Below are 13605 nucleotides of genomic sequence, written 5' to 3'. Positions count from 1 at the left end.
CAGCAATAGTGAATTACGGCTTCGCCACAAAACCAATCGCTTCGTACACCGCTTTCAGCGTACGAGAAGCGTGTGCACTGGCTTTTTCCGCGCCATCTTTCATCACCTGTTGCAGGAAGGCTTCATCGTTGCGGAAACGGTGATAGCGTTCCTGCAATTCAGTCAGCATACCGGAAACGGCATCAGCCACTTCACCTTTCAGATGACCATACATCTTGCCTTCGAACTGTTTTTCCAGTTCTGGGATGCTCTGGCCCGTTACCGCAGAAAGGATATCTAGCAGGTTGGAAACGCCCGCTTTGTTCTGCACATCGTAGCGAACTACCGGCGGCTCGTCGGAGTCGGTGACCGCGCGTTTGATTTTCTTCACCACCGATTTCGGATCTTCCAGCAGGCCGATAACGTTATTGCGGTTATCGTCAGACTTGGACATCTTTTTGGTCGGCTCCAGCAGCGACATTACGCGCGCGCCAGATTTCGGAATAAACGGCTCCGGCACTTTAAAGATCTCGCCATACAGCGCGTTGAAACGCTGGGCGATATCGCGGCTCAGTTCCAGGTGCTGTTTCTGGTCTTCACCCACCGGTACCAGATTAGTTTGATACAGCAGGATGTCCGCAGCCATCAGCACTGGATAGTCAAACAGACCAGCATTGATGTTCTCGGCATAACGCGCAGATTTATCTTTAAACTGCGTCATGCGGCTCAGTTCGCCGAAGTAGGTATAGCAGTTCAGTGCCCAGCCTAACTGCGCATGTTCCGGCACGTGGGACTGAACAAAAATGGTGCTTTTCTCAGGATCGATACCACAAGCCAGATACAAGGCCAGCGTATCCAGCGTCGCTTTACGCAGCTTCTGTGCATCCTGGCGCACGGTGATCGCGTGTTGGTCAACGATACAGTAAATGCAATGGTAGTCATCCTGCATGTTTACCCACTGACGCAGCGCACCCATGTAGTTACCAATGGTCAATTCACCTGAGGGCTGTGCGCCACTAAAAACGATGGGCTTAGTCATTTTTCGATTCCTGATTTTCGCTATGCGGAAGCCCTAATGCGGGCAGAAGGTCATTTATAGACTGATAAATTACATCAGGCTGGCTGAGATCGATAGCCTCGCCGTAGTTATATCCGTAGGTTAAGCCAACTGATGGGCAACCTGCCGCTTTTGCTGCCTGAATATCATTGCGTGAGTCGCCAACAAACAGCATCTGTTGTGGGGCAATTCCCATCCGCTCAGCCACCAGTAACAGCGGGTCCGGATGCGGTTTTTTGTTTTGCACATCATCACCACCAATCACCACGCTGAAGTATTTAGCGATATCTAAGGCTTCCAGCAGCGGCGCGACGAACGGCGTCGGTTTGTTGGTGACCAGGCCCAACGGCAGGCCTTTAGCCTGCAACGCACCCAACGTATCGGCAACATGCGGGAACAAAAACGTCCCCTCTTCGGCAACCTCGCCATAGTAGCGATCGAACAGTTTACGCAGAATACGTACTTGTTCTTCTGCCGGAATGTCGTCATCAACGGGCGGTTTACCCATCGTTTTACGCAGAGTCGCACGTTCCTGACGCGCCCAGGTCAATGCGCGCTCCATCAGAACATCTGCGCCGTTACCAATCCAGGTTATAACGCGTTCTTCACCTGCGACGGGCAACTCCAGCGCATAAAGCGCCATATCTACTGCGGTAGCCAAGCCAGGAGCACTGTCCACCAGCGTACCATCGAGATCAAAAGCGACGCCGCGAATATCTTCAAACTTATTCATGACTTACCTTTGCCAGTTCACTGCGCATTTCATCAATGACTTTTTTGTAGTCTGGCTGGTCGAAGATTGCCGAACCGGCGACGAACATATCCGCGCCCGCCGCAGCGATTTCGCCAATGTTGTTCACCTTCACGCCACCGTCCACTTCCAGACGAATGTCAAAGCCAGACTCGTCGATACGACGACGTACTTCGCGCAGTTTATCCAGTGTTTGAGGAATGAAAGACTGACCGCCGAAACCAGGATTGACGGACATCAGCAGGATCACATCCAGCTTATCCATCACGTAATCCAGATAGCTCAGCGGTGTCGCCGGGTTAAATACCAGACCCGCTTTACAGCCATTTTCTTTAATCAGTTGCAACGTGCGGTCAACATGCTCGGAGGCTTCTGGATGAAAGGTAATGATGCTGGCACCAGCGGCAGCGAAATCAGGCACAATGCGATCGACGGGTTTCACCATCAGGTGTACGTCGATAGGGGCGGTAATGCCGTAGTTACGCAAGGATTTCAGCACCATTGGCCCAATCGTCAGATTGGGAACATAGTGGTTATCCATGACGTCAAAATGCACGACATCAGCGCCAGCTGCCAGGGCTTTTGCGGTATCTTCACCCAGGCGGGCAAAATCAGCCGACAGAATTGAGGGGGCAATCAAATACTGTTTCATCCGCTTCTCCTTGAGAATTATTTTTTCGCGGGTGAAACGACTCCTGGTTTGTACAAAGCCAGCAGTTCGTCCACCTTTTTACGTGTGCCGCCGTTGCTGCTTATACTGCGTCGAACTTTGACGACATGCAATTTTGCGCGCTGATACCACTCACGCGTTAACATCGTATCGTGATTGGAGATCAGCACTGGAATATGGCGATCAACCAGACCTTCGGCGATCTCTGCCAGATGCGCTTGTTGTTCAAGCGTAAAACTGTTTGTGTGATACGCCGTAAAGTTGGCGGTCGCAGACAGCGGCGCATAAGGCGGATCGCAATAGACGACGGATGCATCATCTGCGCGCGCCATGCTATCGGCGTAAGACTCACAGTAGAAAAAGGCATTCTGCGCTTTTTCAGCGAAGTGATACAACTCTGCTTCCGGGAAATAGGGTTTTTTGTAGCGGCCAAACGGCACGTTAAACTCACCGCGCAGATTGTAACGACACAGACCGTTGTAACCGTAGCGGTTCAAATATAAAAACAGTACCGCCCGACGGAACGGATCCTGGCTTTTGTTGAACTCTTCGCGGAACTGATAGTAAACCTCGGCGCAATTTGTTTCGGGAACAAACAGCTCGCGTGCGGCCTGTACGTACTCATCAGTACGCATCTTCACAATGTTATAGAGACTGATCAGGTCGCTATTGATATCGGCAAGGATATAACGAGAAAAGTCGGTGTTGAGAAACACCGACCCGGCACCTACAAAAGGCTCAACCAGACATTCGCCCTTGGGCAAATGCCGTTTAATATCATCAAGCAGGGGATACTTGCCCCCTGCCCACTTCAAAAAAGCGCGATTTTTCTTCATGCTGACTAACTAATTACACCTTCTCCGGCTGTGGAGAAAGCTCCGACAGCATCCAGCGCTTCAGGCAACTCCCGCAACGATAAACCATTGCGGGAGATAACCTTGATTACTTCAGATCGGCCTGTACCTGACGCAGTGGTTTCGCCCACGGGTTTTTGGCCTGGACATCGGCTGGCAAGGTAGATACCGCTTTTTTCGCCTCTTCTTTCGAAGCGTACACGCCAGAAACCAGGACATACCACGGCTGACCATTACGCGTCGTTTCATAGACAACGTAGTTTTTCAGATTCTCTTTCTTCGCCCAACCGTTCAGGTTGTCGTAGTTAGAGGAACTGCTCAGCTGCAGAGTGTAATGGCTGGACGGTGCCGATTTCAACGAACCAACATTACCTGCGGTCTTCCCTCCAGCGGCTGGTGTTGCCGTGGTTTGCGCCGGGGATGCCGTCTGTACTGGAGCCGTAGTCGCCGTCTCTTTTGGTGCTGGCGTAGAAGTCGCAGCCGGTGCCTTCGTGCTTGCCACAGGAGCAGCTGGTTCAGTACGCTTCGGCGTCTGTGCTACCGGCTTCGGCTCCGTTTTCACGGTTGCTTGCGGTTTTTTCGGTTCAATCACCGCCTGCTGGCGAGCTGGACGCGTAGTGGCCGGACGTTCAGCGGTTTGCGTTTTCGCCGTGTCACGCGATGCATTGCCATTGCGAACAGGCGCGACCGTCGCGGGTTCAGTCGGCAACGTGGAATTGACCGCCACATTATTCAACTGTTGCTGATTTTGTGGCTGGGTCAGCGCATTGTTCAGGTCACCCTGCACTTCAACACGTTGTTGACCATCCGTTGCCGCCGGGGTTTGCCCTTGAGTCGGCGTAGAAGAGATCGGCGGTAGAGAAACATCCTGCTGAGTATTTTCCGCAGACGTGGTTCCCGGCGCTGGCTGCACGCCATTCGCCTGATCGGTCGCATTGCCAGCAAGATCAATACTCTTCTCGCCAGACGCGGTTTGATCGCTGGAAGAGGTCGAGGGGGCTTTTAGCGCAGAACCGATACCGATGATCAACAGCAGGAGAACCAGAATGCCGACGCCCATCATCATATACTGACGAGAAGCGGGTTTACTGGCTGCTTTTTTGCGCTTACGTGGACGACGCTCTACGCGCTCTTCATCCACGGTTTCATCTTCGGATTCGTCAATTTCTTCTTCGAGTTCCGGTTCCTCATTGCGCTCTTTTTGCGCACGAGTCGGACGGCGATCGTCAGTGTCATCAAGTTCAATATCATCAAAATTGATCTGCGGTTCGCCACGTTCAGTACGCTCAGAACGTTCAGAAGATTGACGAGAACGACCAGTACGACGATCGCTGGGATCGGGTTTCAGCTCGTCTTCTGGTTTGAATTCATCCATTTAACACCCCACTAAAAGGTTAATGCTTACCACGTTGCAATTAACCTGAAGCTAATAGACCGCTTGATAAGCGGCCTGACCTTTCTTGTTGTTACGCTGATTGACAATCGGCAATGGCGTTAAGAACAAGCTCGTGCGAAACGCCGCTGCGAACTTCACTCTTACCAATTGCCAACGGAAGAATTAAGCGCATCTCTCCCGCAAGGACTTTCTTGTCACGCAGCATATGCGGTAAATACGCCTGCGCAGACATTTCGCGCGGCCCATTGACCGGTAACCCAGTCCGCGTGAGCAGGGTTATAATACGCTGCGTTTCGGCAGAACTAAACTGCCCGAGACGTTCCGACGTCCGCGCCGCCATCACCATACCCGCAGCGACTGCTTCACCGTGTAACCAATTGCCATACCCCATTTCAGCTTCAATGGCATGACCAAAGGTATGTCCCAGATTCAGTAAAGCACGTAACCCGGTTTCGCGCTCGTCGGCGGCGACAACTTCTGCCTTCAGTTCACAACAACGGCGAATACAGTACGCCATTGCCGGACCGTCCAGACGCAACAACGCATCCAGATTCTCTTCCAGCCAGTTGAAAAACGCACCGTCAAGAATAATGCCGTATTTGATGACTTCTGCAAGCCCCGACGCTAACTCACGCGGGGGAAGCGTTTTCAGACAGTCGAGATCCACCACCACTGAAGCAGGCTGGTAGAACGCGCCAATCATGTTTTTACCGAGGGGATGGTTGACCGCAGTTTTGCCGCCAACGGAGGAATCGACCTGCGACAGCAACGTCGTCGGGACTTGAATGAAACGTACACCGCGCTGATAACTCGCCGCCGCAAAGCCGGTCAGATCGCCCACTACGCCGCCGCCAAGCGCCACCAGCGTAGTATCGCGACCATGCGGCTTTTGTAACAACGCCGTAAAGACGGTATCGAGCACAGCCAGGCTTTTATACTGCTCGCCGTCAGGGAGGATAACGCTATCGACGTTAACACCCGCCTGTTCAAGTACGCCGCGGACCTTATCGAGATACAGAGGAGCCAGGGTTTCGTTGGTGACCAACATGACCTGCTCGCCCGATTTCAGCGGTAAGAATGAAGCTGGTTCATTAAACAAACCAGATGCGATGGTAATTGGGTAACTACGTTCCCCGAGAGTAACGACAATCCTCTCCATAACGCGACATCCACCTTAATTACTGTACCCGCAGACGAGTGTATATAAAGCCAGAATTAGTTGCTTTCCAGCATGTGAATAATCTGGTTTGCAACCACTTTAGCGCTTTGATCATCAGTACGAATGGTCACGTCGGCAATCTCTTCATACAGCGGATTGCGTTCATTGGCCAACGCTTCCAGAACTTCACGCGGCGGTGTTTCAACGTGCAGCAACGGGCGTTTTTTATCACGCTGCGTGCGTGCAAGTTGCTTTTCGATGGTCGTTTCAAGATAAACGACAACGCCACGTGCGGAAAGACGGTTACGCGTTTCGCGGGATTTCACAGAGCCGCCGCCAGTAGCCAGCACAATACCCTGTTTCTCGGTCAACTCATTGATGACCTTTTCTTCGCGATCGCGGAAGCCTTCTTCGCCTTCTAAATCGAAAACCCAGCCCACATCAGCTCCGGTTCGTTTCTCAATCTCTTGATCGGAATCGTAAAATTCCATATTGAGTTGTTGAGCTAACTGGCGCCCAATAGTGCTTTTTCCGGCACCCATAGGCCCAACCAGAAAGATATTGCGTTTCTCTGCCATTTTTTCGGTACTACTAAGACTATTCGTTAATGATAAACCCGCTTCGCTCAGAGAGCGCCGCAGGACATGAACTGAAACCTCATAAGATATTGCGAGAGTCAGACTGAAAATTATCTCAATACTCCAGCGGGTTTGGCAACTGAATAAATCACCCATCCCTCTGCATATCTGGTCGCTGCAAGCGCGCTGCCTTGCTACCACCGCTCTGGCGATAAATCACCGGGTAAGATTAGCGTAAAAAAGACAGCAAAATGCCGCCTGAATGATAAATCATCATCATGGAACGCAGGCAGCGAAGAGCACCAACTCTCAAATCGGTACTCCTTGTATGCTAAATACCTGCGCGCGTCAAATAGATGAAACACGTTCAGCGTAAAAACATTACCGCTTTTACGGCTGTTTACTCACTGGAAACCAGTCGTGGCGTGATAAACACCACTAACTCGCGTCGTTCATCTTCTTTTCCGTCATGACGAAATAATTGCCCGAACCAGGGAATGTCACCAAGCAACGGTACGCTATCCTGACCCGATTTATTTTTACGGGTAAAAATGCCGCCCAGCGCCAACGTTTCTCCGCTTTTGACCTCGACCTGCGTTTCGATCTCCTGCTTATCAATCGCCAACACTTCGCCATCGGCCTGCTGTAGCACCTGCCCCGGAACGTTCTGGCTGATGTGTAATTTCAGCCGGATGCGACCTTTTTGTAACACCGTGGGCGTAACTTCCATCCCCAGGACGGCCTCTTTAAATTCCACCGACGTCGCGCCACTTTCCCCGCTGGAAACCTGATATGGAATTTCGCTCCCCTGTTTAATGCTGGCAGGCTGAAGATGTGAGGCCAGCAGACGCGGACTGGCGATAATATCCAACTGCTGTTTTTGTTCGAGCGCGGAAAGCTCAAGATCCAGTAAACGTCCGTTGATGCGTCCAATGTTAAAACCGACATGCGTTGTCGCCGTCGCTACGGAGAGGTCGCTACCAAGCGCGGTGACTTGCCCAACGCCACCAGCGTGTTGCGCATCAGCCAGCGTCCATTTCACACCTAACTCACGCAAACTTTTTTCATTAATGGTGACAATATGCGCCGACAGCTCAACCTGCCCGACCGGCAGATCCATTTGCGCTACCCACTGTTCAAGCGCGCTTAACGCCGCTTTGTTATCTCGCAGCAAAAGGCGATTGGTGCGTTTATCGACGGTCATACTCCCTTTGGCACTCAGTAGCTTCTCCCCCGCTTTCGCCAGCTCTCCGGCGTCGGCGTATTGCAGAGTAATATTGCGATTTTCCAGCGGCAGATTTGCCTGCGCCCGCGTCTGCTCCGCCTCCTGGCGGGCGATATTGTCATTCTGCCAGGCAACGGAATGCACCGAGAGAATGTTGCCCTCCTGGCGCGTTATCAATCCGGCGCTTTTCACTACAGTTTGTAGTGCCTGCTTCCAGGGAACGTCAGTTAAATGTAACGACACCGTACCGCTGACGTCTGGCGAAACCACCAGGTTCAACTTCTCCTGTTCAGCCAGCGCCTGCAACACCTGAGCCACCGGAACGTCATCCACCATCAGCGTCACTTTTTGCGGCTTTGCCGCCTGTACGCCGGGTATCAGCATCAACAGTAGTGCGGCTATCCATTGCTTCATTTGTATCTCCTTGCCGTTGCCACAACCATTGTGGCGGTTCGCAGTTTGTCCCGGTTCCCAGCGTTAGTGCGTCTGGCGTCAGCTGTAAAATTGTCCAGCCGTTTTCCAGCACGTCGTTTTGCTGCACCCGTCGCCATTTTTTTTGCCCGTCTTTTATTACACCGATGATGCGCTCACCTCGCCCTACCATCCCCTGATAGCGCCACTGGCTAAGTTCGCTAATCCGGCATAGATCTTCCGGCGGTTTAAAAGGGTCACGCATACCGGTTAAAAGGCACAATGTAATACCTGCCAACAACCAGCGTTTAACCCTCATGCGGCGTCTCCAGTTGTAGCGTGAACAAAAGGTCATCACCTTCCACGCTTAACGAAAAACGGCTCACGCTGACGTTGCGCTCTGCCAGCCGTGTAAATGCCGACGGCACTGCTTCCCACAGCGTTTTCAACGCCAACTCACCTCCCTGCGCGGATGGATGCCAGTAAACCAGTTGCGCGCCGGATAACTGAAAATCCAGTGGCGAAAAGGGCAGCGTTTTTTCCTCGCTGAAGGGAGTGGTGTCAACCAGGCGATACAGTGCGGCCCACTGCTGGTGATGACTTGCCCGTAGTCGAATTAATGCGTCGCTCTCTTCATGGTGTGTCGATGACAGAAAAATGAGCGTAACTAACATCAGCAACCAGACTGCCCAGCAAAGCTGGCGGAGGCGGGGTGATGTGGCGAACCACCAGTCAAAGAGCATGTCCATCGCTAACCTTCCTTGTTAACTGATACTCAAATTGCCAGCGTCCCTGCGCATCCTGCTGCGTGGCCCCCCGCTGATTGAGATGAAAAGAAGCATCCTGGCGTAGTGACGTTTCTAGTGCGTTTAACGCGGTAATGCTTGTTGTCAGCCCCTTGATCTCCAGCGTTCCCTGCTGCCAGCTTATCGTTGTCAGCCAGGCATGTTCGGGTAAAAGCGCCGCCAGTGCTTCCAGCGCAGATTGCCAGTCGCGGGTAAATTGTCGCTGGCGCTGACGTTGCAAACGCTGTTCGCGTAACTGCTGGCGTTCCAGCAAACGTGGTTTCGTTATCTGTAAGCTGCGGGCGAGTTGTTGTTCCGCCTGAAGCAAAACGGCGTTTACGCGTGCTTCGGCATTGCTTGTCAGACGCAGTATTAGCGTTATCCCGACGGCCAGCAGCAGAGGCGCAACGAACATCAGCAACCAGAAACGAAGAAAAGCAGTCCGGCGTTGCTGTCGCCAGGGCAAAAAATTAATTGGCGGGTTCATCAGTACACCTTCCCAAGCGCCAGCCCCAGCGCGATGGCAAAGTCTCCACCTGGTGGCGGTAGCGGCGGCTGACGAACAGAAACCGCCTCCCAGGGGTCAAATCCGCCTTCGCCACATAGCGCGACGCTTTCGGGATCAACAGATAACGCTGCCGCCAGCTCCTTCGCGCTAGTGATCCCCACCGCCAGTTTGCGCCCCCAGCTATAGCGCGTCGCCCACAGCCACTGTTCGTTATCACGCCAGGCCAGACATTGCTGATGAGAAGGTAAAAAAGGCAGGAATCGCTGTAATGCACTGGCATCCGGAGTGATCGCGCTAACATGAACACGCAACCTTTCTGCCAGAGTAAGCAGCGTTGCCAGCTCTTTGCTTTGCGCGGCAGTCACGTTATAGGCGGGACTGAGTGAGTCTTCGCTGTAATCGAAGCGCAGGGAGTCCGGATCCATATCCAGCTCACGGGCCATCGTCCCGGACAGCCAGGCCATTTGCTCCCGCTCACCGAGGGACATCGACGGGCGTGGAAATGACCGCTGTAATGTGCGACTGGCGGGAAACGCCAACATAATGTGATGACGCTGCGGCAGTTCACGACTCCACGGTAACAACGTGTTAGCCAGCCGCTGCACATCAACAATCCGCCCATCTTTGATAATGTCGTTCTCCAGTGGCAACCGCCACCAGCGGTGCAATAAGCATTCTTTTGCGCTCCGCACGATAGCAACCGCTACCGCTTCTTGCTGTTGTAAATGCAAACCAATTTGCCAGTTCTTAAATGCCATTGTGATGATCTCCTTATCACCCGTCACTCTGACGGGTATATCAATGCGTCTGGCTTGCCTTTATACTACCGCGCGTTTGTTTATAAACTGCCCAAATGAAACTAAATGGGAAATTTCCAGTGAAGTTCGTAAAGTATTTTTTGATCCTTGCAGTCTGTTGCATTCTGCTGGGAGCAGGCTCGATTTATGGCCTATACCGCTACATCGAGCCACAACTGCCGGATGTGGCGACATTAAAAGATGTTCGCCTGCAAATTCCGATGCAGATTTACAGCGCCGATGGCGAGCTGATTGCTCAATACGGTGAGAAACGTCGTATTCCGGTTACGTTGGATCAAATCCCGCCGGAGATGGTGAAAGCCTTTATCGCGACGGAAGACAGCCGCTTCTACGAGCATCACGGCGTTGACCCGGTGGGGATCTTCCGTGCGGCAAGCGTGGCGCTGTTCTCCGGTCACGCGTCACAAGGGGCGAGTACCATTACCCAGCAGCTGGCGAGAAACTTCTTCCTCAGTCCAGAACGCACGCTGATGCGCAAGATTAAGGAAGTCTTCCTCGCGATTCGCATTGAACAGTTGCTGACGAAAGACGAGATCCTCGAGCTCTATCTGAACAAGATTTACCTCGGTTACCGCGCCTATGGTGTCGGTGCTGCGGCACAAGTCTATTTCGGTAAAACGGTCGACCAACTGACGTTGAACGAAATGGCGGTGATAGCCGGGCTGCCGAAAGCGCCTTCCACCTTCAACCCGCTCTACTCAATGGATCGTGCCGTCGCGCGGCGTAACGTCGTGCTGTCGCGGATGCTGGATGAAGGGTATATCACCCAACAACAGTTCGATCAGACACGCACTGAGGCGATTAACGCTAACTATCACGCGCCGGAGATTGCTTTCTCTGCGCCATACCTGAGCGAAATGGTGCGCCAGGAGATGTATAACCGTTATGGCGAAAGTGCCTATGAAGACGGTTATCGCATTTACACCACCATCACCCGAAAAGTGCAGCAGGCCGCACAGCAGGCGGTACGTAATAACGTGCTGGACTACGACATGCGCCACGGTTATCGCGGCCCGGCGAATGTGCTGTGGAAAGTGGGCGAATCGGCGTGGGATAACAACAAGATTACCGATACGCTGAAGGCGCTGCCGACCTATGGTCCGCTGCTGCCTGCCGCAGTCACCAGCGCCAATCCTCAGGAAGCAACGGCGATGCTGGCAGACGGGTCGACCGTCGTATTGAGTATGGAAGGTGTTCGCTGGGCTCGTCCTTACCGTTCGGATACTCAGCAGGGACCGACGCCGCGTAAAGTGACCGATGTTCTGCAAACGGGTCAGCAAATCTGGGTTCGTCAAGTTGACGATGCATGGTGGCTGGCGCAAGTGCCGGAAGTGAACTCGGCGCTGGTGTCGATCAATCCGCAAAACGGTGCCGTTATGGCGCTGGTCGGTGGCTTTGATTTCAATCAGAGCAAGTTTAACCGCGCCACCCAGGCACTGCGTCAGGTGGGTTCCAACATCAAACCGTTCCTCTACACCGCGGCGATGGATAAAGGTCTAACGCTGGCAAGTATGTTGAACGATGTGCCAATTTCCCGCTGGGATGCAGGTGCCGGTTCTGACTGGCAGCCGAAGAACTCACCACCGCAGTATGCCGGTCCAATTCGCTTACGTCAGGGGCTGGGTCAGTCGAAAAACGTGGTGATGGTACGCGCAATGCGGGCGATGGGCGTCGACTACGCTGCAGAATATCTGCAACGCTTCGGCTTCCCGGCACAAAACATTGTCCACACCGAATCGCTGGCGCTGGGTTCAGCTTCCTTCACCCCAATGCAGGTGGCGCGCGGCTACGCGGTCATGGCGAACGGCGGCTTCCTGGTGGACCCGTGGTTTATCAGCAAAATTGAAAACGATCAGGGCGGCGTAATTTTCGAAGCGAAACCGAAAGTAGCCTGCCCGGAATGCGATATTCCGGTGATTTACGGTGATACGCAGAAATCGAACGTGCTGGAAAATAACGATGTTGAAGATGTCGCTATCTCCCGCGAGCAGCAGAATGTTTCTGTACCAATGCCGCAGCTGGAGCAGGCAAATCAGGCGTTAGTGGCGAAGACCGGCGCGCAGGAGTACGCACCGCACGTCATCAACACTCCGCTGGCATTCCTGATTAAGAGTGCCTTGAACACCAATATTTTTGGTGAACCAGGCTGGCAGGGTACTGGCTGGCGAGCAGGTCGTGATTTACAACGGCATGATATAGGCGGAAAAACGGGTACCACTAACAGTTCGAAAGATGCGTGGTTCTCGGGTTACGGTCCGGGCGTTGTGACCTCGGTCTGGATTGGCTTTGATGATCACCGTCGTAATCTCGGTCATACAACGGCTTCCGGAGCGATTAAAGATCAGATCTCAGGTTACGAAGGCGGTGCCAAGAGTGCCCAGCCTGCATGGGACGCTTATATGAAAGCCGTTCTTGAAGGTGTGCCGGAGCAGCCGCTGACGCCGCCACCGGGTATTGTGACGGTGAATATCGATCGCAGCACCGGGCAATTAGCTAATGGTGGCAACAGCCGCGAAGAGTATTTCATCGAAGGTACGCAGCCGACACAACAGGCGGTGCACGAGGTGGGAACGACCATTATCGATAATGGCGAGGCACAGGAATTGTTCTGATTAAAAAGGCGCTTCGGCGCCTTTTTCAGTTTGCTGACAAAGTGCACTTGTTTATGCCGGATGCGGGTGAACGCGTTATCCGGCCAACAAAAATTGAAAATTCAATAAATTGCAGGAACTTCGTAAGCCTGATAAGCATTATGCATCAGGCAAACTTCACGCATTTACACTCGCCCCTGCCCTTTCAACCATTCGCGCACGAGGAACAGCGCGCTGACATTACGCGCTTCATTGAAGTCAGGGGCTTCCAGCAAATCCATCATATGCGCCAGCGGCCAGCGCACCTGTGGTAGCGGCTCTGGCTCATCGCCTTCCAGTGATTCCGGGTAGAGATCTTGCGCTACCACGATATTCATTTTGCTGGAAAAGTAAGACGGTGCCATGCTGAGCTTCTTCAAAAAAGTCAGATCGTTCGCACCAAATCCAACCTCTTCTTTTAGCTCGCGGTTAGCGGCTTCAAAGACGCTTTCACCCGGATCAATTAATCCTTTCGAAAAACCTAATTCGTAGGATTCAGTTCCCACTGCGTATTCGCGGATCAGGATCAGGTGATCGTCCACAATCGGCACAATCATCACTGCTTCCCGGTTGGTTGGACGCATTCGTTCATAAACACGCCGCACGCCATTGCTGAACTCCAGATCCACGCTTTCGACGGTAAACAGTCGGGAACGGGCTACAGTTTCAACATTCAGAATGGTGGGTTTTTGTAATGATTTGCTCATCGTGGGATCTATGCTGTGAAATCAGCGGTTATTGTGCGATATAGGACACGCTTTCGGCAATGTGAATTGCATGTTAT

At 52.9% G+C, this 13605-nt stretch carries 14 protein-coding genes; 1 reads left to right on the top strand and 13 read right to left on the bottom strand.

Annotated elements, in window-relative coordinates:
• Positions 1 to 13 precede the first annotated feature (13 nt).
• From trpS to hofM, 12 genes are all read right to left on the bottom strand, one after another.
• The gene (gene trpS, locus ACJHWT_RS10005; RefSeq protein ID WP_000165552.1) at positions 14 to 1018 is read right to left on the bottom strand and encodes a tryptophan--tRNA ligase; all 1005 of its coding nucleotides are present in this window, start codon (positions 1016 to 1018) and stop codon (positions 14 to 16) included.
• Positions 1011 to 1769, bottom strand: coding sequence for a phosphoglycolate phosphatase (gph, locus tag ACJHWT_RS10000; RefSeq protein ID WP_001031735.1), 759 nt, complete (start codon positions 1767 to 1769; stop codon positions 1011 to 1013). Before gph ends, trpS begins: the two co-directional genes overlap by 8 nt.
• Entirely contained in the window at positions 1762 to 2439 is a 678-nt protein-coding gene (rpe, locus tag ACJHWT_RS09995; protein ID WP_000816280.1) for a ribulose-phosphate 3-epimerase, read from the bottom strand. The genes gph and rpe overlap by 8 nt, the downstream gene beginning before the upstream one ends.
• 17 nt (positions 2440 to 2456) lie before the next feature.
• Complete coding sequence (gene dam / locus ACJHWT_RS09990; RefSeq protein WP_000742141.1) at positions 2457 to 3293, bottom strand: adenine-specific DNA-methyltransferase; 837 nt, start codon at positions 3291 to 3293, stop codon at positions 2457 to 2459.
• A 106-nt stretch (positions 3294 to 3399) separates the two neighbouring features.
• Positions 3400 to 4686, bottom strand: a complete 1287-nt coding sequence (gene damX / locus ACJHWT_RS09985) for a cell division protein DamX (RefSeq protein ID WP_000343222.1) — start codon at positions 4684 to 4686, stop codon at positions 3400 to 3402.
• 91 nt (positions 4687 to 4777) lie between these two features.
• The gene (gene aroB / locus ACJHWT_RS09980) at positions 4778 to 5866 is read right to left on the bottom strand and encodes a 3-dehydroquinate synthase (protein ID WP_000439851.1); all 1089 of its coding nucleotides are present in this window, start codon (positions 5864 to 5866) and stop codon (positions 4778 to 4780) included.
• 56 nt (positions 5867 to 5922) lie between these two features.
• Positions 5923 to 6444: a shikimate kinase AroK gene (gene aroK, locus ACJHWT_RS09975; protein ID WP_000818618.1), complete on the bottom strand. Its 522-nt coding sequence runs from the start codon at positions 6442 to 6444 to the stop codon at positions 5923 to 5925.
• A 400-nt stretch (positions 6445 to 6844) separates the two neighbouring features.
• A complete protein-coding gene (gene hofQ / locus ACJHWT_RS09970; RefSeq protein WP_000816002.1) occupies positions 6845 to 8083 on the bottom strand; it encodes a DNA uptake porin HofQ in 1239 nt (412 codons plus the stop codon).
• Positions 7995 to 8399 carry a DNA utilization protein HofP gene (gene hofP / locus ACJHWT_RS09965; protein WP_001318075.1) on the bottom strand — a complete coding sequence of 135 codons (405 nt, stop codon included), beginning with the start codon at positions 8397 to 8399 and terminating at the stop codon, positions 7995 to 7997. The genes hofQ and hofP overlap by 89 nt, the downstream gene beginning before the upstream one ends.
• Positions 8389 to 8829, bottom strand: a complete 441-nt coding sequence (gene hofO, locus ACJHWT_RS09960; RefSeq protein WP_000367371.1) for a DNA utilization protein HofO — start codon at positions 8827 to 8829, stop codon at positions 8389 to 8391. Before hofO ends, hofP begins: the two co-directional genes overlap by 11 nt.
• Positions 8813 to 9352: a DNA utilization protein HofN gene (gene hofN, locus ACJHWT_RS09955; protein ID WP_001069335.1), complete on the bottom strand. Its 540-nt coding sequence runs from the start codon at positions 9350 to 9352 to the stop codon at positions 8813 to 8815. The genes hofO and hofN overlap by 17 nt, the downstream gene beginning before the upstream one ends.
• Positions 9352 to 10131 carry a DNA utilization protein HofM gene (hofM, locus tag ACJHWT_RS09950; protein WP_001318076.1) on the bottom strand — a complete coding sequence of 260 codons (780 nt, stop codon included), beginning with the start codon at positions 10129 to 10131 and terminating at the stop codon, positions 9352 to 9354. The genes hofN and hofM overlap by 1 nt, the downstream gene beginning before the upstream one ends.
• Before the next feature lie 119 nt (positions 10132 to 10250).
• On the opposite strand from hofM, the gene mrcA reads away from it, so the two are divergent.
• On the top strand, positions 10251 to 12803 hold the full coding sequence (mrcA, locus tag ACJHWT_RS09945; RefSeq protein WP_001296475.1) for a peptidoglycan glycosyltransferase/peptidoglycan DD-transpeptidase MrcA: 2553 nt from the start codon (positions 10251 to 10253) through the stop codon (positions 12801 to 12803).
• Between the two features lie 164 nt (positions 12804 to 12967).
• On the opposite strand, the gene nudE is transcribed toward mrcA, so the two are convergent.
• On the bottom strand, positions 12968 to 13528 hold the full coding sequence (nudE, locus tag ACJHWT_RS09940; protein WP_000045736.1) for an ADP compounds hydrolase NudE: 561 nt from the start codon (positions 13526 to 13528) through the stop codon (positions 12968 to 12970).
• Between the last annotated feature and the right edge of the window lie 77 nt (positions 13529 to 13605).

Source organism: Escherichia sp. WS338 (assembly GCF_046486405.1).
In the GTDB taxonomy this organism is placed as follows: domain Bacteria; phylum Pseudomonadota; class Gammaproteobacteria; order Enterobacterales; family Enterobacteriaceae; genus Escherichia; species Escherichia coli.
The sequence above is the reverse complement of the archived record's forward strand: the minus strand, read 5'-3'. Positions and strand labels throughout refer to the sequence as shown.

Bases quoted from the DNA above. Each gene is read 5' to 3' on its own strand.
- trpS (WP_000165552.1), bottom strand. From the start codon at position 1,018: ATGACTAAGCCCATCGTTTTTAGTGGCGCACAGCCCTCAGGTGAATTG.
- gph (WP_001031735.1), bottom strand. From the start codon at position 1,769: ATGAATAAGTTTGAAGATATTCGCGGCGTCGCTTTTGATCTCGATGGT.
- rpe (WP_000816280.1), bottom strand. From the start codon at position 2,439: ATGAAACAGTATTTGATTGCCCCCTCAATTCTGTCGGCTGATTTTGCC.
- dam (WP_000742141.1), bottom strand. From the start codon at position 3,293: ATGAAGAAAAATCGCGCTTTTTTGAAGTGGGCAGGGGGCAAGTATCCC.
- damX (WP_000343222.1), bottom strand. From the start codon at position 4,686: ATGGATGAATTCAAACCAGAAGACGAGCTGAAACCCGATCCCAGCGAT.
- aroB (WP_000439851.1), bottom strand. From the start codon at position 5,866: ATGGAGAGGATTGTCGTTACTCTCGGGGAACGTAGTTACCCAATTACC.
- aroK (WP_000818618.1), bottom strand. From the start codon at position 6,444: ATGGCAGAGAAACGCAATATCTTTCTGGTTGGGCCTATGGGTGCCGGA.
- hofQ (WP_000816002.1), bottom strand. From the start codon at position 8,083: ATGAAGCAATGGATAGCCGCACTACTGTTGATGCTGATACCCGGCGTA.
- hofP (WP_001318075.1), bottom strand. From the start codon at position 8,399: ATGAGGGTTAAACGCTGGTTGTTGGCAGGTATTACATTGTGCCTTTTA.
- hofO (WP_000367371.1), bottom strand. From the start codon at position 8,829: ATGGACATGCTCTTTGACTGGTGGTTCGCCACATCACCCCGCCTCCGC.
- hofN (WP_001069335.1), bottom strand. From the start codon at position 9,352: ATGAACCCGCCAATTAATTTTTTGCCCTGGCGACAGCAACGCCGGACT.
- hofM (WP_001318076.1), bottom strand. From the start codon at position 10,131: ATGGCATTTAAGAACTGGCAAATTGGTTTGCATTTACAACAGCAAGAA.
- nudE (WP_000045736.1), bottom strand. From the start codon at position 13,528: ATGAGCAAATCATTACAAAAACCCACCATTCTGAATGTTGAAACTGTA.